This window comes from Bacillota bacterium, from assembly GCA_023511455.1.
In the GTDB taxonomy this organism is placed as follows: Bacteria; Armatimonadota; HRBIN16; order HRBIN16; family HRBIN16; genus HRBIN16.
Genome location: JAIMBJ010000041.1, coordinates 1 through 24684 on the forward strand (window position 1 = coordinate 1; position 24684 = coordinate 24684).

20 protein-coding genes and 1 riboswitch are annotated in these 24684 nt (G+C 60.9%); of the genes, 14 read left to right on the forward strand and 6 right to left on the reverse strand.

All coding sequences use genetic code 11. The features are described from left to right. The coding region (locus K6U75_15190; protein ID MCL6476387.1) for a nitrate- and nitrite sensing domain-containing protein at positions 1 to 1544 on the reverse strand (1544 nt) is incomplete at its 3' end. A gap of 117 nt (positions 1545 to 1661) precedes the next feature. Between K6U75_15190 and K6U75_15195 the strand changes: the two genes are divergently transcribed. The 5 genes from K6U75_15195 to K6U75_15215 all read left to right on the forward strand — a co-directional run bounded on the left by K6U75_15195 (position 1662) and on the right by K6U75_15215 (position 7030). Beyond that, positions 1662 to 1958, forward strand: a complete 297-nt coding sequence (locus K6U75_15195) for a hypothetical protein (GenBank protein ID MCL6476388.1) — start codon at positions 1662 to 1664, stop codon at positions 1956 to 1958. Next, positions 1947 to 2052, forward strand: a riboswitch (TPP riboswitch). Its footprint overlaps the gene before it by 12 nt. Positions 2053 to 2134: 82 nt before the next feature. Further along, positions 2135 to 2899, forward strand: a complete 765-nt coding sequence (locus K6U75_15200; protein MCL6476389.1) for a DUF1559 domain-containing protein — start codon at positions 2135 to 2137, stop codon at positions 2897 to 2899. A gap of 13 nt (positions 2900 to 2912) precedes the next feature. Next, complete coding sequence (locus K6U75_15205; protein MCL6476390.1) at positions 2913 to 3701, forward strand: type II secretion system GspH family protein; 789 nt, start codon at positions 2913 to 2915, stop codon at positions 3699 to 3701. Positions 3702 to 3968: 267 nt separating this feature from the next. Continuing rightward, on the forward strand, positions 3969 to 5141 hold the full coding sequence (locus K6U75_15210) for an NAD/NADP octopine/nopaline dehydrogenase family protein (GenBank protein MCL6476391.1): 1173 nt from the start codon (positions 3969 to 3971) through the stop codon (positions 5139 to 5141). 11 nt (positions 5142 to 5152) lie between these two features. Continuing rightward, positions 5153 to 7030, forward strand: coding sequence for a cobalamin-binding protein (locus K6U75_15215; GenBank protein ID MCL6476392.1), 1878 nt, complete (start codon positions 5153 to 5155; stop codon positions 7028 to 7030). Positions 7031 to 7136: 106 nt separating this feature from the next. On the opposite strand, the gene galT is transcribed toward K6U75_15215, so the two are convergent. Then, positions 7137 to 8192 (reverse strand): galactose-1-phosphate uridylyltransferase, encoded by a 1056-nt coding sequence (gene galT / locus K6U75_15220; protein MCL6476393.1) that lies wholly within the window; start codon positions 8190 to 8192, stop codon positions 7137 to 7139. Positions 8193 to 8430: 238 nt separating this feature from the next. On the opposite strand from galT, the gene K6U75_15225 reads away from it, so the two are divergent. The 7 genes from K6U75_15225 (at position 8431) to K6U75_15255 (ending at position 16536) form a co-directional block, all read left to right on the forward strand. Beyond that, the gene (locus K6U75_15225) at positions 8431 to 9207 is read left to right on the forward strand and encodes a TatD family hydrolase (protein ID MCL6476394.1); all 777 of its coding nucleotides are present in this window, start codon (positions 8431 to 8433) and stop codon (positions 9205 to 9207) included. Between the two features lie 236 nt (positions 9208 to 9443). Further along, positions 9444 to 11510, forward strand: a complete 2067-nt coding sequence (gene ligA / locus K6U75_15230; protein ID MCL6476395.1) for an NAD-dependent DNA ligase LigA — start codon at positions 9444 to 9446, stop codon at positions 11508 to 11510. 102 nt (positions 11511 to 11612) lie between these two features. Next, complete coding sequence (locus K6U75_15235) at positions 11613 to 12878, forward strand: type II secretion system protein GspG (protein MCL6476396.1); 1266 nt, start codon at positions 11613 to 11615, stop codon at positions 12876 to 12878. A 16-nt stretch (positions 12879 to 12894) separates the two neighbouring features. After that, a complete protein-coding gene (locus K6U75_15240) occupies positions 12895 to 13629 on the forward strand; it encodes an RraA family protein (protein MCL6476397.1) in 735 nt (244 codons plus the stop codon). Between the two features lie 4 nt (positions 13630 to 13633). Beyond that, a complete protein-coding gene (locus K6U75_15245; protein MCL6476398.1) occupies positions 13634 to 14524 on the forward strand; it encodes an NAD(P)-dependent oxidoreductase in 891 nt (296 codons plus the stop codon). Positions 14525 to 14572: 48 nt separating this feature from the next. Continuing rightward, complete coding sequence (locus K6U75_15250) at positions 14573 to 15514, forward strand: substrate-binding domain-containing protein (protein MCL6476399.1); 942 nt, start codon at positions 14573 to 14575, stop codon at positions 15512 to 15514. A 59-nt stretch (positions 15515 to 15573) separates the two neighbouring features. Next, positions 15574 to 16536, forward strand: a complete 963-nt coding sequence (locus K6U75_15255) for a DUF4185 domain-containing protein (GenBank protein ID MCL6476400.1) — start codon at positions 15574 to 15576, stop codon at positions 16534 to 16536. Positions 16537 to 16540: 4 nt separating this feature from the next. Here K6U75_15255 and K6U75_15260 read toward each other — a convergent pair whose 3' ends face one another. Genes K6U75_15260 through K6U75_15270 form a run of 3 tightly spaced genes read right to left on the reverse strand, consistent with a single transcriptional unit; the run spans position 16541 to position 19966 of the window. After that, a complete protein-coding gene (locus K6U75_15260) occupies positions 16541 to 17266 on the reverse strand; it encodes an ABC transporter ATP-binding protein (GenBank protein MCL6476401.1) in 726 nt (241 codons plus the stop codon). 1 nt (position 17267) lies between these two features. Continuing rightward, positions 17268 to 18518 carry an ABC transporter permease gene (locus K6U75_15265; GenBank protein ID MCL6476402.1) on the reverse strand — a complete coding sequence of 417 codons (1251 nt, stop codon included), beginning with the start codon at positions 18516 to 18518 and terminating at the stop codon, positions 17268 to 17270. Continuing rightward, positions 18515 to 19966 carry an efflux RND transporter periplasmic adaptor subunit gene (locus K6U75_15270; protein ID MCL6476403.1) on the reverse strand — a complete coding sequence of 484 codons (1452 nt, stop codon included), beginning with the start codon at positions 19964 to 19966 and terminating at the stop codon, positions 18515 to 18517. Before K6U75_15270 ends, K6U75_15265 begins: the two co-directional genes overlap by 4 nt. A 151-nt stretch (positions 19967 to 20117) precedes the next feature. Here K6U75_15270 and asnS point away from each other — a divergent pair, with 151 nt between their 5' ends. Further along, a complete protein-coding gene (gene asnS / locus K6U75_15275) occupies positions 20118 to 21506 on the forward strand; it encodes an asparagine--tRNA ligase (protein MCL6476404.1) in 1389 nt (462 codons plus the stop codon). A gap of 45 nt (positions 21507 to 21551) precedes the next feature. Here asnS and K6U75_15280 read toward each other — a convergent pair whose 3' ends face one another. After that, complete coding sequence (locus tag K6U75_15280) at positions 21552 to 22406, reverse strand: N-acetylmuramoyl-L-alanine amidase (GenBank protein MCL6476405.1); 855 nt, start codon at positions 22404 to 22406, stop codon at positions 21552 to 21554. A gap of 103 nt (positions 22407 to 22509) precedes the next feature. Here K6U75_15280 and K6U75_15285 point away from each other — a divergent pair, with 103 nt between their 5' ends. Then, a complete protein-coding gene (locus K6U75_15285; protein MCL6476406.1) occupies positions 22510 to 24363 on the forward strand; it encodes a hypothetical protein in 1854 nt (617 codons plus the stop codon). Positions 24364 to 24684: the final 321 nt, after the last annotated feature.

Consider the following 24684-nt stretch of genomic DNA (forward strand, 5'->3'; position numbering starts at 1 on the left):
GCTTGCCTCATGCCCTCTTCCGCCTGCTGAGCGGCTTCGCGTTGTGCCTCGCTGCCCTGCTGCACGGTGCGGATGGCCCGGTCTAAGTTGTCCATCGACTGAGCCGCTTCGGTAGACTGCTGTGCCAGTTGTTCGCTGCCGCGGGCAATCTCCTGAGATGCCCGTCCCGACTGCTCGGTAGAAGCAGAAAGCTGCTGCGCTGTGGAGGACACTTGTAAGGTGTTTGCCTGTATCTCTTGAACCAGCTCACGCAGGTTCTTTGCCATCGTGGCGAAGGCGTTGCCCAGAATGTCGCGTTCGGAAACGGGTTTGACCTGCACCCTCAGGTCGCCCTGGGCAATCTGCTGGCTGGCGTCGGCGAGTTGCTTCTGGTAGTCTGCCACACTCTGCATCCCGTGCATCACCTGAGCCAGCTCATCTCTCGAGGTAGACTGCAGGTTCACCTGCACGTCCCCTTGAGCCAGTTTCTGAGATGCCATCAGCAGTTGTCCAATCTGCGCGCGAGCCCCCCAGTAGAAGCCGAGGAACAACCACATAGCAAGCACTGTTGGCAGGAGGGCTAGCGCCAAGACTCGCCACCGATATGCTGCTTTCTCGCGGATGCGCTCGGTCAGCAGAGCACCGAATGTCTCCTGAAGGGCGTTCAACAGGTGATACTGCGCATCGATGGCGGCAGTCGCACGGTCGAAGTACTGTTTCGCAGAGGGGTAGGAGGCAGCATCGCTGGCAGTTAATTTGTTCAGGTCATCCAAAAAGGCTGACTCCTTCGCCTGTGCCTCTTGCAGCACCGCCTCTATACGCGACCGCACCGCGGGATTGGCGTCAGTCAACTTTTGGATGCTAAGATTCGCTTCGTCCCTGATAGAGGCGATGCTTCCGTACAAAGCACTCAGTCGCCTCTTTTTCTCTTGCACTGTTTTAGTCGCGAGGGCTGCGTTGCCAACAGCCCTCGCCTGTCCCAGCATCTCGATATGCTCGGGGAGAACGAACACCACTGTATACATGGCGTAGTAGGTGTCCAGGTCCGGGTTAAGAACCAGCCCAGAGCCGTCTGCTACCGCTTTGCGAAATCGCAGTAACTGCTGAATAACCTCAGAGTGGCGCTCAAAGCTCTGCTCAGCGGTCAGCTCTTCCATCTGCTGCTGCAGTTGCTGCCACGCCTGCTTCCACTCTCTCCACTGTTGGGAAACCTTAAAGGTCTCTCCATAGCGGCGGTCTACTTCATCGACTTTGCGGATGTCTTCTGCGATGGCTTGCTGCCTCTGCTTCATGATGTTTGCAAACGAGCGGTCGCCCCCGAGATAACCAGCCGCTGCACCGCGAAGTTGCTGCACGTGTTGCACTAGAGGGGTGATTGGCTCCAAATATTCCAGACCCTGCAACTCTCCTCGTGCAAAAGCGATGTCCTCGTTGATTTGTCGGGTCATGGTGAAGAGACTACTTGCGATCGGCAGTGCAAACACCGCCGCGATGAGCATCATTTTTCGTGCGAAAGACAGTCGCGACATGAGCCCTATTGCAGGGCGCACTAATGCATGCCACATAACTCATTCCTCCGTGTAGTGATGTAAAACCGTTTTTTATTTTGGCTAAACACCTGTATCTTTATAGGCGAACCCAGTCCGTGTAGCCCAAAATGCAGGAAGAAGGAGGTCTGCCTGTTGCAAAAGATACAGGTGTTCTGGCTTAGCGTGGGGATGTGCCTGTTCTTCCTGCCGTCCGCTCTTGAACAAACCGACATCATGTGCAAACACATGCTCAGTTCCAAATACGTGCGGCGCAGCGTAATCGCCGTGAAGAACTGGAAAGATTGGCCGAGCATCAGGATCCAGCAGAGCAATTTCACTGCCTCGCTGCAGGGGAACACTGTTTGCAATCGCCCGCCAATTGGGGGTATACTCTTATCGACAATTCCAAACCGCGCAGCGAATCGCCGCCGGGCGATACGCATCCGCTAGGGGAGCCGACCACGGCTGAGACCTCGCGTTGGGCGGGGAACCCTCGGAACCTGATCCGGGTAATGCCGGCGTAGGGAAGCGGAGTGGCGAACGAAAGATGTGCCAATCCTCACGCCGCTTCTCTGCCGAGAGGCGGCGTTTTCGCTGGCGCGAAAGCCCAAAAGGAGGATTGCACCATGCAAGCCAAGCGCGGTTTCACGCTGATCGAGTTGCTGGTGGTCATCGCGATTATCGCGATTCTGGCGGCGATTCTGTTCCCCGTTTTCTCGCAAGCCAGAGAGCGCGCTCGCGTGGCGACCTGCATCTCCAACGCCCGCCAGATTGGTCTGGCAGTTCGGATGTATGTGCAGGATTACGACGAGACCTTCCCCATCTTCCACGCCTACAACAGCCAGCCGCCCGCGGGACAGCCGGGGCATCTGGGGGTGGAGGTCTCGCTGGAGCCATACACCAAAAACAAGCCTGTGTTCAGGTGCCCCAGCGACACGGGCAGCCCCTATCAACAGCGCGACGTGCCGGGCACCAACTCCTACTGGCAGGCGTACGGTTCCAGTTACCGCTTCACCCACTGCTGTTACACCGTAATATGCGGTTTCTCCACGCAGAACAACCTCGAGGTGTGCAGCAACTTCGGCTACCAGCAGAAGATTGTCACCGACGCCAGCTTCGTGAACCCGGCGCAGACGCGCATCATGCGCGATGAGATGTTCCCCTTCTTCAGCCGAAACGTGCCGGGTTACGAGAAGTACGGCTACGACTTCGATGCCCCGTGGGACTACTTCCGCATGTGGCATCCGCAGGGGGGAAGCCTGATTTTCGCGGACGGGCACGCGAAGTTCGTGGCCTCGTCGAAGGAGTTCGACGAGACGCTGGTGTCGCCCGAAGGTCTGCCCAGCGGCGGCGGTTCCTACCCGAACGAGAACTACTGGCTGTGCGACTGATGTGTTTCGGGGGATGGATTGTCCATCCCCCGAGATCCAGCCCATATTCAGGAGGTACGCTTTGCGCAAAGACGCTTTCACCTTGATAGAACTGCTGGTTGTTATCGGCATCATCGCCGTGCTGGCTGGTCTGCTTTTCCCCGTGCTGGCGCGTGCCCGCGAGTCGGCACGCAAAGCAACCTGCCAGGGCAACCTGAAGCAAATCGGCATGGCAATCCAGCTGTATCTGAACGACTACGACTCATACTATCCTTGTAACGGCGACCCCAACCTGTGGATGGGGCGTAACTGGCGTGTGCTGATTCAGGACTACCTGCCCGGAGGACGTATGTGGAGCCTGCCGTCCGGCTACCGCGAGCCGGTTTCGGTGAAGCATAGCGATGTGCTGTGGTGTCCCTCTGACTCGCGAGCCGCCCAGATCTGGGAGCGAACCTCTTACGCATACTCCGCTGCCTTTTTTCACTCTCCTGAGCAGATTAACGGGCTGGCGTCTGCGTTGAGCAACAGTACCTGTGCGAACGCTGGCGCAATTGTTTCTGCCTTGCGCATGTTACCTGTGCAAGCACAGCACGAAAGCGGCGTACTGTTTCCCGCGCAGAAGGTGCTTGTTGCCGAATGGCTGAGCAATCACGAGCCGTTCGCCACAGATTGCGGTTTCTGGAGCTGGCAGGGCAGTGCGAACTTCCTGTTTGCGGATGGGCATGCCAAGTACCTGCGCCGCCGGCAAATAGTCCCTGCGGTGAACAACCTGCCCGATGTGAACCTCACCCGGCAGGGCACACGGGGAAGGGACGTTCCGTAATCATCACCGACAAGGACAACAGCGGTAGCCAGAGCACAAGACATTGGAAGCAGCGAGCAACAGACACCGGAGGGCGAGGCTCCTGCCGAGCCGTGAGACACATCCCCGCCCGCGGGGAGGTCGGGAGGGGGACGGCTCACGCGGAGTTTCGCCCTCCAAACAATGCCTTAACACCACGCAAGTGTCAGCCTTCTGCCAGGCCCGTTGCCCCTTGCGCTCCGTGTGATATAATAGTGCTGTCGCACGCAGGGCATGGGTTTCTGCTCGATGCCTGCTGCGGAGCTGCCTGTAGGAGGTGTCCCATTGAGCCAACCTGCAACCGATTCCCCCGCACAGACGACCTTTTGCGTACTGGGCGCAGGTAACGGCGGCTTAGCGATGGCGGCGCATCTGGCTTTGAAGGGGGGGCGGGTGCATCTCTGGAACCGCAGTCCAGAGCGTCTTCAACCCATCCAGCGTTCGGGCTACATCCATCTGATTGCCAGCCCAGACCGCCCCGACCTGCCGCAGGGGCAGGCGCACATTCCGCTGGTCACTACGGACATCGAGGAAGCCATCCGCGATGCAAAGGTGTTGATGGTCGTCCTACCGGCGACAGGTCATGCGGAAGTGGCGGAGCGACTGGCGCCCTATCTGCACGATGGACACATCATCGTGCTGAACCCGGGACGTACTGGCGGTGCGCTGGAGGTCTTGCATGTGCTGCAGCAGCACGGGGTGAAGGCAGACGTGATTGTGGCGGAGGCGCAAACGCTACTTTACGCCAGCCGCGCGCTGAACCCCGGTCAGGTGCAGATTTTCGGCATCAAGAACAGTGTGCCCGTCGCGGCGATACCGGCGTACCGTACCCCAGAGGTCATTCAGGCGTTGCGCGCGGCTTATACCGAGTTCGTACCGGGAGACAACGTGATGAAGACCAGTATGGACAACATCGGCGCCATCTTTCACCCGGCGGTGACGGTGTTGAACGCCGCACGCATCGAAAGCACGCACGGCGACTTCGAATACTACATTGACGGCATTACCCCGTCGGTGGCGCAGGTGCTGGAAACTCTGGACGCCGAGCGGGTGGCAGTGGCGGCAGCGATGGGGTTTGGTTGTATGACCGCCCGCGAATGGCTGTATATCGCCTACGGGGCTTCCGGCAAAACGCTGTTTGACGCCATCCGCGCCAATCAGGGATACTACGGCATCAAGGCGCCACCCATCGTCCACCACCGCTACATCACCGAAGACGTGCCCATGAGCCTGGTGCCGATTGCTTCTCTGGGAGAGATGCTGGGCGTGCCGTGTCCCACCGTTCGCACCATCATCCACCTGGCAAACCTGATGCACGGCTGTGACTACTGGCACATCGGGCGGACGGTGGAGAAGATGGGACTGGCTGGGCGGAACTTGCGGGAGATTCGTTTGCGTATACTGGAAGGTATAGTCTCGTAGGGGCACAAGTGATGGCGCGTCTGCTGAAAAACGATGAGGTCTTCGGGCTGATACACCCCGCTATTGACGCCCACACGCTGGGCATCAGCTCGGTGGCGCAGCTGCTGGAGGACTGCGGCTATTCGGTCGTGATTGCCGATGCCTTCGTGTGCGCCGCCGCGAACCACCCCTCCCACCTGGACAACGTGGAAATCGTGCTGGACTGGATTCGGCGTCATGGCATCACGCGGCTGGGCTTCAGTTATCGCCTGGACCCCGTGGAGGGCGCAGAGCGTTTCGGCAGGCTTCTGTATCAGCTGCGCACTCGTCACCTGTTTGCCGAGCAGGGCGGGCCGCTGCGAGGCATCTACTTCGCGGGTCTGCCCGCGGCGTGCGAGCGCGTATGGCGAGAGCACGGTGACCTGGTGGAAACCTTCGACGGCGACGAGACGCCCACCGAGACCCTGCGCAAGCTGGGGGTTCCTGCATCGCGCATCCCCGCCGCGATGACTGCCGAAGTGGAGTACGACGAGTTCCGCCTGCGTTTTGGGCGTGAGCTGGTGGAAAGCGGCAAGCACCTGCAAGTTCAGCCCCCCGACCGAAGCGGTTATCCCGAGTTCGGCACGCCGCGGGATACAGTAGTCGCGCGGATTCGCCACACCCAGCAGCACCAGCAGCCTCCGCTGATGCGGGCACACGTCGGTCCCTACCTGCCCGACCGCGAGGCAGCGGTACGCCTGTTTCTGGACTGGACGCGCCAGCTGGCGCAGGCAGGATACTTAGACGTTCTCTCCATCGGCACGTCGCAGCTGAGCCAGTCGCATTTTGGCGAGGATTGGACGGGCTTGCCCAACGGCGGCGGAGTGCCCATCCAGTCGCCAGAGGAGTTCCGCATGGTGTGGCAGGCGGCACGTCCGATGCTGGTGCGCACCTACGCGGGCACCAAAAACATCCCGCAGCTGGCGCGGATGTATGAAGAGACCATCCACATCGCCTGGCACGCGCTGTCGTTCTGGTGGTTCTGCCAGATCGACGGACGCGGACCATATACCGTGCGGGAAAACCTGCAACAGCATCTGGTGACCCTGCGCTTCATTGCCGGGTCGGGCAAGCCGTTTGAGCCGAATATCCCCCACCACTTTGCGTTCCGGGGAGCAGATGACGTCAGCTATGTGGTCTCGTCCGTGCTGGCAGCGCGTACGGCAAAGCGGCTGGGCGTGCCTGCCCTGATCCTGCAGAACATGCTGAACACGCCCAAAGCCACGTGGGGCATTCAGGACCTGGCGAAGTCACGGGCGCTGCTGACCCTTGTGCGTGAGCTGGAGGACGAACGGTTTCAGGTCATCCTGCAACCACGGGCGGGGCTCGACTATTTTTCACCCAATCTGGAACGCGCGAAAGCGCAGCTGGCAGCGGTGACCGCCCTGATGGACGACATCGAGCCGCACAATCCGAACAGTCCGCCTATCATCCATGTGGTCAGCTACTCGGAAGCGTCTCATCTGGCGGATCCGCCCGTAGTGAACGAGAGCATCCAGATTACCATTGCCGCACTGCAGGAGTATCGCCGTCTGCGGGCAAAAGGTGAGCTGGAGGATATGTCGCAGCATCACGAGGTGAAAGCGCGCACGGAGGAGTTGCTTCGGGAGGCGCGCACCGTGCTGAAGGCGATTGAGGAAAGCATCCCCGACCCCTACAGCGCAGAGGGGTTATATACGGTCTTTTGGGCTGGTTTCTTGCCCGTGCCATACCTGTGGGAGGGGCGCGAGGAGTTTGCCCACGCCGTACGCTGGCAAACGCGCGTGATACGCGGCAGCGTCGAAGTGGTAGACGACCATGGAATGCCGGTTGCCGTCGAACGGCGGGTGCGGTTGGCAATGGAGGCGGCAAGTACGAAAATCGCTTCCTGACCTGATGGCGACGCCCTGACAACAGCCTCGCCCTCCAGAGGGCGTTCGGTGCGCTGTCTGGAGGGCGAGAGTTCTGGTAAGCCGATGGTCTGGTAGCGACCTGCGTCTAATGCACCGGCACCGACATTTCAGGCTGTGCGGTTTCTACACCCAGCTGCACCTCACGCAGGTGGCGTGCGGCGTCTTCGGGCGTGGTTACGTTAATGTAAATACCCGTGCCCAGTTCGAATCCCGCCGCAATGGTCAAGCGAGGCATAATCGCCAGGTGCCACTGGAAGTAGTGGTAGTTGCGCTCCTGGTTGATCGGCGCGGTGTGCAGCGTGAAGTTATAGGGTGGATGGTTGAGCGCAACATCCATGCGCAGCAGCACTTCCTTCAGGATACACGCGAACGCCCTCGCCTGCTCGCGGTCGATCTGCGTGAAGGACGGTTGATGCCGCCGCGGCACAATCCACGTCTCGAACGGGTATTTGGACGCGAAGGGCGTGAAAGCCAGAAACTCCTCGTTCGCCACCACCACGCGCTCGCCGAATCGCTCTTCCTGCCGCACCATGTCAATGTACACACACCGCTCATGCAGGTCATAGTACAGAGATGCGCCTTCGATGCGCCGGCGCACATCGGCAGGCACCATGGGCAGGGCAATCAGCTGCGAGTGCGGATGCTCCAGCGATGCACCTGCCACACGTCCGTGATTGCGGAAGACCATGATGTACTGGAACCGCTTGTCCTGCGCGAGGTCCAGCGAGCGGTCACGGTACATCCAGATGACCTCTTCCAGCTGCTGTTCGGGCATCAGCGCAGGGTGGTGGTCATGGCGAGGCGTTTCGATAATCACCTCGTGCGCACCGACACCGTTCATGTAGTCGTACATGCCGATGCCACTCCGCTCCAGGTCGCCCTCGATAGCCAGTGCGGGGAACTTGTTGGGCACCACGCGCACCCACCAGTCCGGGCTGTTCGAACAGGTTCCCGCCTTGCGGTAGGCAGCCACCTCCGGCGGCGTCTGATGCTCGTTGCCGGGGCAAAACGGGCATTCCGGCACGTATTCCGCTCGTTTCTCTATGACCTCGCTCGTCTTGAAATCCGACGGGCGTTTGCTTCGCTCCGTTGCGATTATCACCCATTCCCGGGTGACGGGGTCTTTTCTCAGTTGTGGCATGGTCGACCTCTCCTTACATCAACAATCTGACACGTGGTAGGCGGCACCTGGTTATCCTCTGAATGCATTCCATAAGTTGCAGCTGCACGCCATACCAGTTTTTTGCGCTGGATTCCGAATCTTGCGAAACGTACTGCTGGTATACTTCCTGTTGGTATGCATTTATTAGACGTTTGTTTACAAGATATGGTTCCTCGTACTCTTGACAGGCGCCTATCCCTTCAGGCATCATGATGTTATGAACATCTGGACGGATACGCACTGTCACCTGAACCATCGGGACTTCGCTTCCGACGCAGGTTCCGTCTGGAACCGCGCTAGGGAGGCAGGCGTACACACCGCGATTGTCGTAGGATACGACCTCGCCAGCAGCGAGTCTGCGTTGCAGGTTGCAGAACGGCTCGACGGCTGCTGGGCGTCGGTCGGTATCCACCCGCACGATGCCGTGCAGTGTGATGAAGACGCCCTGCTCCAGTTGCACCGGCTGGCATCGCATCCTCGTGTGGCGGCAATTGGCGAAATCGGTCTGGACTACTACCGCAACCTCTCACCGAAACATGCCCAACAGCACGCTCTGGAACAGCAGATTCATCTGGCCCTGCAGTTAAGGCTGCCGGTCATTATCCACTGTCGCGACGCCTACGATGACCTGCTGGACACACTGGCTCGCTATCCCCTGCGTGGGGTGCTGCACTGCTTTAGCGGTGAACTGCATCACGCCCAGCGCGCGGTGGAGATGGGCTGGTATCTGGGAATAGGGGGCGTCGTGACCTTCAAGAACGCCCGCACATTGCGCGAGGTCGTACAGCAAGTGCCGCTGGATAACCTGCTGCTGGAAACAGATGCACCCTATCTCGCGCCGATGCCTCACCGCGGCAAGCGCAACGAGCCCGCCTATATCCCGCTGATTGCCCAAATGGTCGCCTCGTTGAAGAACGTTCCCCTCGAGGAGCTGGCAACAGTGACGACTCAAAACGCTCGTTGTCTGTTTTCTTTAGAGGAGCGATACCGGTGAGATTATCGGTTTTGTGAGGTGATTTTTAGAGGGTAACTGCACTGGTTAGCCTGCGACGCCCCATGTTTTTGGAAGAGGCATGCTTCGTCGCGAACACAACCGGATAACCAACATCCGGTACGGTGAAAGAAAATGCCAGCGGCTCGGCAGAAACCCTGCCCTGCAGGCGGGTGTGCAGGGAGCCTGTGCCCGCAAAACGTATAAATCGATGGAACATGGCGCAAGGAGGCATACCCATGAGCACACTCACCCGCGAACAGGCGCAAAAGCGACTGGAAGAGCTGCGGCGCTTGATTGAACACCACAACTATCTCTACTACGTGCTGGATCAACCCGAGATTTCCGACGCTGAGTACGACGCCCTGATGCGCGAGTTGCTGCAGCTGGAAGAGCAGTTCCCCGACCTGCGCACGCCCGACTCGCCTTCCATGCGTGTGGGCGCGCCGCCTCTGGAGGCGTTTGCCACCCATACGCACCGCCAGCCCATGCTCAGCCTCGATAACGCCTTCGGGGCGGAGGAACTGCGCGCCTTCGACCAGCGCATCAAGCGGTTTCTGGGTATGCCGCCTGACCAGCGTATCGAATACGTGGCAGAGCTGAAGATCGATGGACTGGCGATTTCCCTGACCTATGTAAACGGTGTGTTTGTGACTGGCGCAACACGCGGCGATGGTATTCAGGGCGAGGACGTCACCCAGAACCTGCGCACCATCCACGCTATCCCCCTGCGCCTGCGGCAACCTGCGACTGCTCCTTCCTCCCTGTTCGATGAGCCATTGCCTATCCCACCGTTTGTGGAGGTGCGCGGCGAGGTGTACCTCACCCACGACGAGTTCCGCCGCATCAACGAAGAACGCGAGCAAACGGGCGAACCCACCTTCGCCAATCCCCGCAACGCGGCGGCGGGTTCGGTGCGCCAGCTGGACCCCAGCATCACCGCCAAACGGCGGCTCAGCCTGTTCGCTTACGGCATCGGCGCGATAGAGGGCGCAAGTTTCGAGACGCACTGGCAGATTCTGCAGACGCTGAAGGCATGGGGGTTTCCCGTCAATCCGCACGCGCGCGTGTGTGATGGCATCGAGCAGGTGGTCGCCTTCTGTGAAGAATGGACGGCGCGCCGCCAGGAGCTGAACTACGACGTGGACGGGGTGGTGGTGAAGGTCAACTCCGTGCTGATGCAGCAGGATTTGGGATACGTGCAACGCAGCCCCCGCTGGGCGATTGCTTACAAGTTCCCTGCTCAGCAGGCGCGCACGCGCATTCTGGAGGTACGCTGGCAGGTGGGGCGCACGGGTGCGCTGACCCCGGTAGCCATCATGGAGCCGGTGGAGGTCGGCGGGGTGACCGTCTCGCGGGCAACCCTGCACAATGAGGACGAAATCGCTCGCAAAGGCGTGATGCTTGGGGACATCGTGGTGATTCAGCGCGCAGGCGACGTGATACCCGAGGTGGTGTCTGTCGTGGAGGAGGAGCGCGACGGCGACGAACAGCCCATTGTGCGCCCGCAAACCTGCCCCGAGTGCGGCGCGCCGGTGGAGAAGCCAGAAGGAGAGGCGGTGGCACGGTGCGTGAATCTGGCGTGTCCCGCGCAGATTGTGGAGCGCATCCGGCACTTCACGTCGCGCAACGCGATGAACATCGAAGGCTTCGGCGATAAGTGGGTGCAGCGGCTATTCGAGGAGGGCATCATCCGCGACCCCGCCGACCTGTACACCCTGAAGAAAGAAGACCTGCTGCCACTGGAGCGCATGGGCGAGAAGCTGGCGGAGAACCTGCTGAACTCGGTGGAGCGCAGCAAGCAGGTGCCGCTGTCACGCTTCATCTACGCGCTGGGCATTAGGCACGTGGGCGAACGCGCCGCGCAGCTGCTTGCCGAGTATCTGGGCAGTCTGGACGCGCTGATGAACGCCAGCGAGGAGCAACTGCTGCAGATACCCGAAATCGGGCCTGCTACCGCCCGCGAGGTGGTGGAGTTCTTCCGCCGCGAGGAGAACCGCAAAGTGATACAGAAGATGCTGGACGCCGGGGTAACCCCTTTTGCGGAGCGACAAAAACGTTCCGATGCCTTCGCGGGATGGACTTTCGTGTTCACCGGCGCGTTGCAGCACTTCACCCGCGAGCAGGCGGAGGCACTGGTGCGCGAGCTGGGCGGCAAAGCCTCCGGCAGCGTCAGCAGGCAGACCAGCTACGTGGTGGTCGGTGAGAACCCCGGTTCCAAGTACCAGAAGGCGTTGCAGCTGGGCGTGCCGGTGTTGACCGAAGAGCAGTTTCTGCAGATGGTGGAACAGGCACAGCGGGGATGAGAGCAATTGTCAAACGGTTCTGCGATGCGCCATGCACAGCAAAGAGAAGGGAACTTTTCCTTGTTCTCTGTGTCCTCTGTGGTAAAGTGCCTGGAGGTGGCCATGAACAAGCGAAACCTCTGGTTCGTTGGTTGTGGAGCAGTGGCTTTCCTCACGTTGATGGCGGGGGGCATCCTATTCTTGCACTGGACTGCGCCGCCCGACGTGCCCATTCCGTCTCTCCCTACCCCGTCGGACAACGCCTACCCTGCCCTCCTGCAGCTGGTGCGGAAAACACAGCATTTGCAGGCAAGCACACCCGGTCTGCAACAGATTGCGCGGAGGGTCTATCAGCCAAACGCGGGAGCGTCTACGTTGCGCCGATACGTTGCCGCGTATGAGCCGATTCGCCGCGAATACCGGAAGCTGCTCTCCAAGCCATCGGTCGTGACCGACTGGGATAGTATGACGGCTACCATCGAACCCGCCGCCGTGTTCCGCGAGTGGGCACGAGTGGAAGCTGCCGACATCCGCCTCGCTTTTCAGGAGGGCGATGACGCCAGAGCCGCCGACGACCTGCGCACCACTCTGCTGCTGACAGAAATGATACGCAACGGCGCGCCCATCATACGGTATCTCGTCGGGGAGGCGATGATATCCATCGCCACGCACACTTTCACCAGAGACTTTGCGAAACTCTCGCCTGCCGGGTGCGACCGCGTGGTGCAGGTGGTGCGTGAGTGGGAGCAGAAACGTGTCCCCTTCTGGCATGCTCTCGAGGGCGAGGAGCGGTTCACCATTGCCATGTACCACGCCATGCATGAGGGCGGTGAACGGACGGCTAAGCTGTTCGGTGCACCGTCGGGGGCGGGAATGCCCCGTTACATGGGCAGAATCATGAACCTGCGAGCCGCCGCGCGCGAAGCCGCGCGGATGTATGACAAGGCCATCGATGAAGCCAAAAAGCCCCTGCTTCAGCGGAAGTCGCCGGGCACGCCGGGTCATCCACTCAATCAGGGCTTGATGACGACCGTGTTCAGCCAGTCGGCGGACAAATCTGCGGTGAGCGTGACGCGCTTGCGCCTGCTGGCTTGTGCGGCAGCGGTGCGTGCCTATCGAATGCGTCATGGCAGCTATCCGCGCACCCTGGCTGAAGCAGGTGCCGCCGATTTGAACCACGACCCCATCACCGGCGGCGAGTTCGTGTACCGTACCGGAGCCAAAGGATTCCTGCTTTACTCCAGAGGCGTGGACGGTCAGGATGATGGAGGCAAACGGGTGGAGGAATCGCGAATCTTCGAGGCAAAAGGGGATATCTCCCTGATACGCTACTCTGTACCCAATGCCACCGCTGCCACGTCGCCCGGTGCGGAGGTGTGGCTGCGATGAAAACAGGAGGGAGGATATGTCGGACGCTTTCGCCATTTGCAAGCTCTACAAATACCTGCGCGTGGTGGATGTGTGTGATGCGCTGGACGGCATCGGCTATTTCGACCTGACGCTGATGTCGCCCGAGATACGTCCTTTGTGGAGCGGGCTGCGTTTCTGGGGGGTCGCGCTCACCGTGCGTTGCGTGCCCGCCAATCGCCCCATGTGGAGGCTAAACACCACCGAAGAGATTGTGAACGCACACGGCATCTGGTTCAAAGAGGTGGGACACATCGGCTTCGAGCATCTGATTCAGCCCGGGCACGTGATTGTCACCGACACGGGTGGCAGCAAAGAGGTAGGTTTCTGGGGGTCGGCGAACAGTCTGGGGGTGGTCGCAGCAGGGGCGGTGGGCATTATCACCGACGGCTACGCGCGAGACACCTACGAGCTCACCCTGCAGAAGACGCCCATCTGCTGTCGCGCGCGTGGACGCACCATCATTCCGGGGCGCATTGAGGTCGCGGAAGTGCAGACCAGAATCGGCTGCGGCGGTGTGCAGGTGCGTCCGGGTGACATCGTGGGGGCGGACGACGACGGCGTGGTGGTCGTGCCGCTGGAGGTGGCAGAAGAAGTCGCCAGACATGCCCGCGCCGTCTTGTTAGCGGACATGCGCGCTCGCCGGCAGCTGTACGAGCGGTTGGGTATGACGCCAGACCATACGGTAGACTACGAAACGGTGGAGCGATACTACGCGGAGCTGGAGGGATAAACCGATGTACCGAGTGGCGTTTATTGGGCTGGGAACAATGGGCTATCCGATGGCAGGGCATCTCGCCAAGCAGTTTGAGACGCTGGTGTGGAATCGCACTACCAGCAAGGCGCAGGCGCACGCACAGCAGTTCGGTTCACATGCGGTAGAAAACCTGACTGACACCGCGCAGGCGCAGTTCATCTTCACCTGCCTGCCTACCAGCGTGGAAGTGGAGGCGATAGCGGAACAGCTATTGCCTGCGTTGAAACCGGGCACGGTGTGGATAGACTGCACCAGCGGCGACCCCAACCACAGCCGACGCATTGCCGAACGCCTGCGCTCAGTGGGATGCGATTTTCTGGACGCACCCGTTTCAGGAGGCAAGGTGGGTGCAGAGGCGGGTAACCTGACGGTGATGGTCGGCGGTAGCCAGCAAACGTTCAACCGCGCTCTGCCGGTCATTCAGGCGTTTGCAGGCAAGGTGTTCCATGTGGGCGATGTGGGCGCGGGGCACGCCGTCAAAGCGGTGAACAATATACTGCTCGCCGTCGGGCTGCTGGCGACCGCCGAAGGGCTGGTCACGCTGGCGAAACAGGGGGTAGACCCCGCCATCGCGCTGGAGGTCATCAACGTCAGCTCGGGGCGATCGTTCGCGAGTGAGGTGCACTTTCCGGAGCGCGTGCTCACGCGGGCGTTCCCCAACACCTTCAGCCTTGCCCTGCTGGCGAAAGACGCCCGCATCGCCGTCTCTATCGCACGGGAGGCGTACGTGCCCGTCCCGCTCATGCAGCTGGCGGCAGAGATGTTCGAGATGGCAAAGCGACAGATTGGCGGGGATGTCGATCACACGGCGGTCGTACAACTTATCGAGTCATGGGCAGGCACCCAGATTGCTCCCAAACAGGGAACATAGCGTAACCGTCGCCTGGTTCACAGGCTGATGAGGAGGAGAAGATAACCCATGCGTGGCAAGATACTGGTCGCGCTGCTGTTCGCTGCGCTGTTGATTAGCGGTTGCGCCAGACGGCAAACCCAAACAGGCGCCCCCACCACGGAGAAGAAGTGGCGGGTGGGGGTCACTCTGTTGACCAAGCAGCATCCCTTCTATCAAGAGCTGGAAGCCGCGATGCGCGAAACGGCGGAGAAGGAAGGTATCGAACTGCTCATCCAGAGCGCGGAGTTCAACCTTGCCGACCAGACAGCGCAGGTGGAAAACTTCCTGACCAGCGGTGTAGACGCGCTGATTATCTGTCCGGTGGACTCGGCGGGCATCGCGGGCGCGGTGAAGAAGGCGAACGCCGCCAAAGTACCGGTGTTTACCGCCGATATCGCCGCGCAGGGCGGTGACGTGGTGTGCCACGTGGCGTCGGACAATGTGCAGGGCGGCAGGCTGGCAGGTGAATATCTGGCGAAGCTGCTGGGTGGGAAGGGAAAAGTGGTGATTATCGACCACCCGGTGGTGACCAGTGTTCAGGACCGCACGCGCGGTTTCATGGAAGCCATCTCCAAATACCCGGGCATTCAGGTGGTGGACCGCCCACCCGGCGACGGCGTGCGCGACAAAGCGATGGCGGTTACCGAGACCATGCTGCAGAAGCACCCGGATTTGGCAGGTATTTTCGCGATTAACGACAGCACTGCGCTGGGCGCGCTGAAGGCAGTGGAGAGCATGGGGCGCACCAACGTGGTTATCGTCGGCTACGACGGCGACCCCGAAGCACGGCGGGAAATCCTGCGGGGCAGCGCACTCAAGGCGGACGCCGTGCAGTTTCCCCGAAAAATCGGCAGCACGGTGGTGGAGATGGCGGCCAAACACCTGCGCGGTGAGCCGGTTCCCAAACTTGTCCCCATTCCCTGCGACATCATCGACAGGGAGAAGCTGCAGCGCGAGCCATCGCCGTAGCCGCAGGGTGGTCTTACCGAGTTTTCAGCCAACATCTCCGAAGTTGTAGGAGGAAAAAGATGTTAACTGTTCCAAAACTCATCCTGCGCGCGGCGACCGAGCATCGCCTGCCCGCAGGGGTCGATTCCAACAGCCCATGCCACTGGCGGGGCGACCGCTTCGTCATCTTCATGTCTGCGGGACATCCCTTCCGCAGTGAGGGAAAATCCCCTTACGACCTCGGCGAGGCGCAGCCCGTCACGTTCGACAACACCCTGAACGGCGGACGATGGATTGAGTGTACCGTTCTGGCGGCGGACGGCACGCTGTACGGCTGGTACCATCACGAACCTGCAGGATTGTGTCCGGGCACTTCGCTCACCGCGCCCAAAATCGGCGCCATCCGCTCCACTGACGATGGCAGAACATGGCAGGATTTGGGATTCGTGCTCACCGCGCCTGAAGGCACGCTGCGCTGCGACGCGCAAAACGGCTACTTCGCGGGAGGACACGGCGACTTTTGCGTCATGCTGGACCCTGCGCAACGCTATCTCTACTTTTTCTTCGGCAACTACGCGGGCAAACCCGAAGAGCAGGGCGTCGCAGTGGCGCGGATGGATTGGGCGCACCGCGACAAGCCTGTTGGCAAGGTGTACAAATGGTTTCAGGGAGGGTGGCAGGAGCCGGGTCTGGGCGGCAGGGTGACCCCGATTTTCCCCGCCATGTCCGACTGGATGCGCGCGGACTGCGACGCCTTCTGGGGACCCTCCGTACACCGGAACACCCACCTGAAGCAGTATGTGATGCTATTGAACCGCGCAAAGGGCACAGGCTGGGTGCAGGAAGGTATCTACGTCAGCTTCAGCACGAGACTGGATGAGCCGCGCAGTTGGAGCCAGCCGCAGAAGATTCTGGTCGGCGGCAGGTGGTACCCGCAGGTCATCGGCGACCCAGCGGAGCGCGGTACCGACAAGCTGGCAGGCAAAACGGCGCGACTGTACCTGAGCGGCATCTCCGAGTACGAGGCGGTGTTCGACGGGTAGACTCCTACAGCTCATGCGTAAGGGCAGGACGTTGCAGCTCCTCTTTGATGATTCTGCCGTCTTCCAGCACCACCACGCGGTCGGCTTCCTGCGCCAGTCGCTCGTCGTGCGTCACCACCACGAAGGCGGTCCCCGTCTGCCGGTTCATGAAGCGCATCATCTCGAACACGGCGAAACCGTTCTTGCTGTCCAGATTGCCGGTGGGTTCGTCCGCCAGTACCAGCTCGGGATTGTTCGCCAGTGCCCGCACGATAGCCACCCGCTGTTGTTGACCACCTGACAGCTGCGCAGGACGATAGTTCAGCCGGTCGCCCAGTCCTACCCGCACCAACAGTTCCTTCACGCGCTCGCGGTTGGCTTCTGCCATCGCTTTGCCCACAATAGTGCAGGGCAACAGCGCGTTCTCCAGCACGGTGAACTCCGGCAGCAGGTAGTGGAACTGGAACACAAAGCCCATGTAGCGGCTGCGCAGGGCAGCTCGCTCCTCTTCCGATAGGGTTGCGGCGTTTCTGCCTGCCAGCCACACCTGTCCAGAAGTGGGCGTATCCAGCAGGCCCATCACGTTCAGCAGGGTGGTTTTCCCCGAACCGGATGCGCCCAGCACCACCATAAACTCGCCGCGGCGCACCTTTAAGTTGATGTCCAGCAGGGCAGGGGTGGGCACAGCGCCCTCGTAGATTTTATCCACGTGGCGCAGCTCGCACACCGTCTCGCCGTTGGTGGTCTCCATGCTACACCCCCCGGATGACCTCTATCGCGTTTACCCGTGCCGCCCGCCACGCCGGATACCACGACGCGATGAGACCCACCACCACCGCGATGACGATGGCGCGTATCACCAGGTCTGCCGTCAGGTCGAAGGGAAACACCTCGGCGGTGCGTCCCGTCTCGCTCACCTGCGTGCGGATGCTGTAAAGCGCAAGGCTCAGGGCGATACCCTGCACCGCCCCCGCAATCGCCCCGAAGAACGCCAGTAACGTGCCCTCAATGGCGAAAATCTGCAGAATCTGCCGATTGGTCGCGCCGATGGCCTTCAGGATGCCGATTTCGCGCAGACGGGTGACCACCGACGTAATCATGATGCTGGCGATGCCGAACCCCGCCGCAATCGTGGTGAAGACCAGAATCAGGTTGGACGATTGCGACTGCGCACGCAGCCCGCTGAGCAGTTGCTGGTTGTCTTCCATCCACGAGCGCGTCTCATAAGGAACCTGCAGCGCCATCTGCTGCGCCAGGTCTTTTGCCTCAAAAATGCGGTTCAGCTTCAGCCCAATCGTGGTCACTGCATTACCGACTCCAAACAGGCTCTGGGCATCTCGCAGGGGCACGAACACTGTGCCGCTGTCGACCGCATTGAAGCCGGTGTCGAAAATCCCTGCCACCGTGTAGGTCGCCACATTGCCTTCTGCGCTCACCACGCGCAGTTTGTCGCCCAGGTCTACCCCAAACTCATCCGCCAGCTTGAATCCGATGGCTGCCTCGCCGCCGTTCAGCCCAAAGAAGCGTCCCCGCACCAGCTTCGACTGCACATCCACCACGTTGTTGTGCTTTTCGGGGAACATGCCCACCACGCTGACCGCTTTACGTTTCTCACTGCGGCTGACAAACGCCTGTCCTTCCACCACCGGCGATACCGCGCGGATGTTGTCGCTGAACGCGGGTAATCGCTGTTCCCACGTTTGCCAGTCCTCGATCTTGCGCTTCTGCTGCTGCAGTTTCACCCGTTCACCCAGATACAGCGGTTGTTCGACACTGGCAACCTCCCACGCTGCTACCGGCTCGCGCTCCGGCTGACGCACCACCACGTGCGGGATCGCGCCGGTAACACTGCTAATCAGCCGCTTCTGGAGTCCCCCAATCAGTGCGCCCAGAAAGATAATCAGCGTGACGCTCACCGCCACCACGCCCATGGTGAGTAGCGTCTGTCCCTTGTAATACAGCAGGTGACGTATCGCTACACTCAGCGAGAAGCGGTCGATCATTGCGCACCTCCTGCTGCCAGCTGTGGTGTGGCTTTTTGCCCCTCTTTCACGCGCAACGCCTGTTTCACCACCAAATCCTCCGGTGACAGTCCCTCGACAGCTACCGTCTCTTCCCCCCTCGCCAGCACTCGAACCGGTTTCGCGCGCACTTTGCCGTTCTCAACGACAAACACGGTGTCGCCGCTGCGCGACACCACCGCAGTGACCGGCACGGTGGTGGCTGCCTTCAGCTGCTTCACCTCCACGCTGACGTCCACGGTCATATCTGGGCGCAGGAAGGAAGGTATTTGCACCGGTCTCAAGCGCACAGTAACCACTCCGCGCTGGCTGTCGATCTCGGGACCGACCTGCGTCACCACTGCGCGGAACGGCTGTTCGCGATACGCGGGTACCACCGCCACTGCGCTCTGCCCAGGGGCAAGACGGGGGATATTGCTCTCGTCGGTCTCCATCAGGATTTCCACCCGCTCCATGCTGGCAATGGACATCAGGCTGGCACCGGGAAGCACGCTTTGCCCGGGCTCGGCGTTGCGCCGTACGACTATCCCGCTAATCGGCGCCAGCACATCCCGTTGCCTCAGGCGTTCCTCTACCAGACGCACGTTCGCCTCCGCCTGTCGCAGTCGCGCTCGAGCCACCTCCACCTCCTCACGCAGGGGTTTGCGTAGCAGGAGTTGCAGGTTCGCCTGCGCTGCTTTCACCGACTGTTCCAAACTGGCTCGGGCGGATTGCACCTCCGCCTGCGCGGCTTTAATCTCTTCGGAACGGGCTGGGTTTTTCGCCAGGGACAGCTGCGCCCGTGCGGTCTCTTCCGCTGCGCGTGCGGACTCCAGCGCGGTCTCCGCTTTCTCCACATCGGCGAGGCTCAACGCGCCTGCCTCGAACAGCTGCCGGGTACGCCTCAGGTCTGCCTCCGCCTGCTTGCGCCGCGCCTCCGCATCGGCAACCGCCGCCTGCGCCCGCCCAATCTCTTCCGCGCGACCCCCTGCCTCCAGCTGGCGCAGTCGCTGCACCGCTGCCTCGAGACGGGCGCGCCCTACCTGCTCTGCCTGCTCCAGCTCAGCACGGGCGCGGGCAATCTCTTCGGGAAGACTGCCACGAGAGACCTGCTGCAGTTCGCGGGTGGCGGTCTCCACGGCGGCACGCGCGGCGTTCAGCTGTTCCAGCAGTTCATCTCGCTGCAACCGCGCCACCACCTGCCCCGCCTGCACCCTGTCGCCTTCGCGCACCAGCACCTCTTCTACCACGCCGCCCGTCTCGCTACCAACCTCGCTCTGCAGCAACGCGCGCACGCGACCAGTGGCTACCACTACCTCTACCACATCGCGGCTGGCAGGGCGAACCACCTCCACCTTCGGAGCGGGCATCGCAAAGCGAACAGCCACAATCACCAGAACGATGCTCACCACCGCCAGACCCGTCAGGATGCTTTTGGAACGCCGTTTCATTCTCTCCAACCTCTGAACAAAACTACTCGCGCTTTTATTATTACCGTACTCCAGTCCAGAGGTGTTCCCCTACCATTCTGGGGACGTACGTGCTACAATAGTGATGCAGAAAATGCACGGAACCCACAGGCAAGAAGGTGATGGCGACGAGATGACATCCTTTGTCCGCGTGAAGCAGGCGTTGCAAGCGCCGATTGGCTCGGAACTCACGGTGAATGGCTGGGTACGCACCCGCCGCGACGTGGGACGCATCTCCTTCGCGGAGATCAACGACGGCTCCTGCCTGCGTAACCTGCAGGTGGTTATCGAGGAAGGTCTTCTGAACGACGAGCAGCTCTCCAAAATCACCACAGGCGCATGCGTCTCGGTCCAAGGCACACTGGTCGAGTCCCCTGCGCCCGGACAACCGGTGGAGCTGCGCGCGCATTCCATCACGATTCTGGGGCCGGCGGACGCCGCCACCTATCCGCTCTCCAAAAAGCGGCATTCCTTCGAGTATCTGCGGGAGATTGCCCACCTGCGCCTGCGCTCCAACACCTTCGGCGCGATGTTCCGCATCCGCAACGTACTCTCGTTCGCCATCCACAGGTTCTTTCAGGAGCGAGGATTCATCTACGTACACACGCCGATTATCACCACCTCCGACTGTGAAGGCGCAGGCGCAATGTTCGGCGTGACAACCCTCGACCTGATGAACCTGCCGCGCACGCCGGACGGAGTGGTGGACTACTCGCAGGACTTCTTCGGCAAGCCTGCCTACCTCACCGTTAGCGGACAGCTGGAGGCGGAGGCGTTCGCGCTGGCGTTCACCAATGTCTATACCTTCGGTCCTACCTTCCGCGCGGAGAACTCCAACACGCCGCGCCACCTCGCCGAGTTCTGGATGATAGAACCCGAAATGGCGTTCTGTGATTTGGACGGTAACCGCCAGCTGGCAGAAGAGTTCCTGAAGTATCTCATCGCCGCCGTGCTGGACGAGTGCCACGAAGACCTTGAGCTGTTCAACAAGTGGATCGACGACAGCGTGTTTTCTACACTGGAGCATGTATTGCACTCGCCCTTCGAGCATATCACCTACACGGAAGCCATCAAACTGCTGCAGGAGTCGGGGCAGAACTTCGAATACCCGCCGCGCTGGGGGGCAGATATCCAGACGGAACACGAACGCTATCTTACCGAGACGCTGTTCAAGCGCCCGGTGGTGGTCACCGACTACCCCAAAGAGATTAAGGCGTTCTATATGCGCCTAAACGACGATGAGAAGACGGTGCGGGCGATGGACGTACTGGTGCCGCGCATCGGGGAGATTATCGGGGGAAGCCAGCGCGAAGAGCGGTACGAAGTGCTGCTGCGGCGCATTCGCGAGCTGGGGCTGGATGAGCGCAATTACTGGTGGTATCTGGATTTGCGTCGCTATGGCAGCGCGCCCCATTCGGGCTTCGGGCTGGGCTTCGAGCGGATGATGATGTTCGTGACGGGCATGAAGAACATCCGCGACGTCATCCCCTTCCCGCGCACGCCCGGCAACGCCGAGTTCTAGGGGGGACAGGGCATCCTCTGATGCCAAAGGATGCCCGTCACGCAGTCAGCCAATCATGATCCGGCGCGTCTGTGCGTCCCACTCTATAGGCAGTTCCAATGCATAGGCTAAATCCCGACAGGCCACATGCCCCTTGCCGCCGACCAGCGTGCTTGCCAGGGTCAGCATCTTTCCCCCGGCGTTCAACCTCACTTGCCCTGCAGTCGCACTGTGGATGCTCCAGCCGAGAGCGTCCGCCAGTGAGCGTATCGCCACATAAGCGGATTCGTTGAGCATCACCACGGGGAAGGTCTTGCCGCCGATAAACAGAGTGGCAGGGGACGGTTGCTCCGCAGGCTCCTCGCCCATCATCGCCCGCTGCACCAGCGCGCGCAGGTAGTTGCCCACCTGCGTTTTGCTCATGTCGGGCGTCCAGGGCAGCACCATCGGGTCCCACTTGCCGTGCTGGGGTATTCCCAAATAGGTCTCCACTTCGCCGTGTCCCAGAACGGTCTGAGGAGTGACCGGTATCCGGTAGAACTGGCACAGTTCCGCCACCACCTTCGCCATCGTTTCCCATTGCTTCTGGGTCATCGGGTAAGGTCCTGGCTGAAACGGCAACGCTTGCGCCCCACCCATACAGCATACCGCAACGCCGATCGAGCCGGTGTTGCATTTTGCGGTGTGCGCGGCATAGACGCCATCCGCGGTTGAGACGTTGTCGGCGATGCTGTGCGTGCCGCGAATCAGGTTGCCCTCATGCTCGATGAGGATGTGGTAGTGGGCGCGGTCGAGGGAGGTGGCTTTGTAACCGCCTGCCGTCCAGTGGCAGATGACACGTTTCATGCTGCACGACGGTAGCCATTCCTTGGGTATCATGGTCATCGCGAACCTCCTGTTGAGATTTGGAAGCTCTGTCATGATAACACATCCGCTGTCCTCTTGCGTAGCCGCTGCAGGAGATTCTCTCCTCATCGCGAAGCTTGGCAAAGCAAGTAAGCAACCGTTTACAGGAGGGAATCTCATGCTGTTGGATATTGTTGTCACTTTCACCCTTTCGCCCTATTTCCAGCTCATCTCGCACCAGTACACTGCGAGGCACGGACTGCCCGAACAGCCGGTAACTGCCATCAGGCTACACGAGGGCAAAGTGTACTGCCTCGCAGGCGAAATCTACGCGCTGGAAGGGGAACGCTGGCAGAAAGCAACCAATCCTCCGTTAACCGCCCAGCAGCTGGTGCCGGAACCGCCCCCGAAGCTGGAATATCCCAAACGCCTGTACCCGCACCAGCAGATGCCCAACTTCGACGGCGTGCCGCAATGCGCTTCGCGAGATGCGGCTGGACACTGGTGGATAGGCACCTCGCGCGAGCTGATTGTGACCAATCTGGACGATTACCTGTTGCCTATCAAGCCCGAGCCCGGTGGATTACCGTATTTCAATGTCACCGCTGTCGCCTGCGACCATCAAACGGGCTGGGTCTGGGTAGGATTCAGCGAAGGAGCCGCTGTGCTTCAGGAAGGCAAATGGCGCTACTTCTGGGGACGTCGGTGGCTACCCGGTAACCGCGTGTATGCCATCGCGCTGGATGGTGCAGGCGGCGCATGGTTCGCGACCGACAAAGGTGTGGCGCGCATCGAAGTCCGCAAAATGCGCCTCATCGATAAGGCAGCGCACTACGAGCAAATCAACGCTGACCGTCACAATCGCTATGGATTCACTGCCGACTGCCAGCTGCTTGACCCCGAAGACCCCAGCAAGTTCCGCTACAACGCCACCGACAACGATGGGCTGTGGACATCCATCACGGTGGCGGCGCAAGCGTTCCGCTATGCCACCACGAAGGAACCGCAAGCCCGTGAACTGGCGCGTCAAAGTATGCGGGCGATGCTGGAGCTCGTGTACAAGACCGGTTCGCCCGGTTTCGTCGCGCGTGCCATCGCCCGCGAAGATGAGGACAACGTCAACCTGTCGGACTTCAGCCCCGACAACTGGAAACCCTCGCCACAGAAAGGCTGGCTGTGGAAGACCGACACCAGCTCGGACGAAATAGACGGTCACTACTTCGCGTGGTACATCTACTACGAGCTGGTGGCAGATGAACAGGAGCGCAAAGAGATTGCCGAGGTCTGCCGCGCGGTCACCAACCGCATCCTGAACGACAACCTGTTGCTCATACGCCCCGACGGCAAGCGTACGACGTGGGGTGTGTGGGCACCAGAATACCTGAACGACAACCCCTGGTGGTGGCAGGAGCGCGCGCTGAACTCCATGGAGATACTCTCGCACCTGAAGGTTGCCCACCATATCTGCGGTGACCAGCGCTTCAAGGACAAATACGAAGAGCTGATTACCAGACACCACTACCTGCTCAACGCCGCCGAAGGGCGCGTGGTTCACCCGCCCGAAGCCATCAACCACTCCGACGACGAGCTCTGGTTCCTCGCCTATTACCCCATCGTGATGCTGGAGAAGGAACCTTCCCGTCGCGCATTGATACAGCTCAGCATCGAGCGGTCATGGCGCACCATCCGCCCCGAGCGCAGTCCGTTGTATAACTTCATCTACGGGCTGGCGACCGGCAAACCGTGTGATGTGGAAGAGGCGGTGCAGACTCTCCAGCGATGGCCTTGGGACCTGCGCGGGTGGGAAGTACGCAACAGCCACCGCACCGACCTGGTGATTTCGCAGTCACGCAGCCGATTCGGTCAGTGGATTTCCACCACACCTCTGCCCCCGGATGAGCGGCAGGGACTGAAATGGAACGCCAACCCCTATCGCATGGATTGGGGAGGCAGTGGACATTCCGAAGAGTACGGAGGTGCGTTCTTGCTTGCCTACTGGCTGGGAAGGTATCACCGGTTTATCGAGGAGTGATGTTCAGTTCCACCGCCAGGCTGGGGGGCGAGGCTCCCGCCGAGCCGTGAAACGCCTCCCCGCCCGCGGGGAGCTTGGGTGGGGGTTCAGCTCACCGCAAGGTTCGCCCTCCAGCTGAACATCGGCGCAGTGCGACTTTCATACCCGGATGTCCCTCGCGTGGCGAGACCTGAGGGTGTTCGAGAATTGTTGAGAAGTTGGCTATAGCGCACGGAGAGAGGCGTTCTTGCTACCCCTTGCCTTACCTCACCCCCGTCCCCTCTCCTACGAGGAGAGGGGCGTTCCCCATTCCCTCGCAGGGAAGGGGGCAAGGGGGTTAGG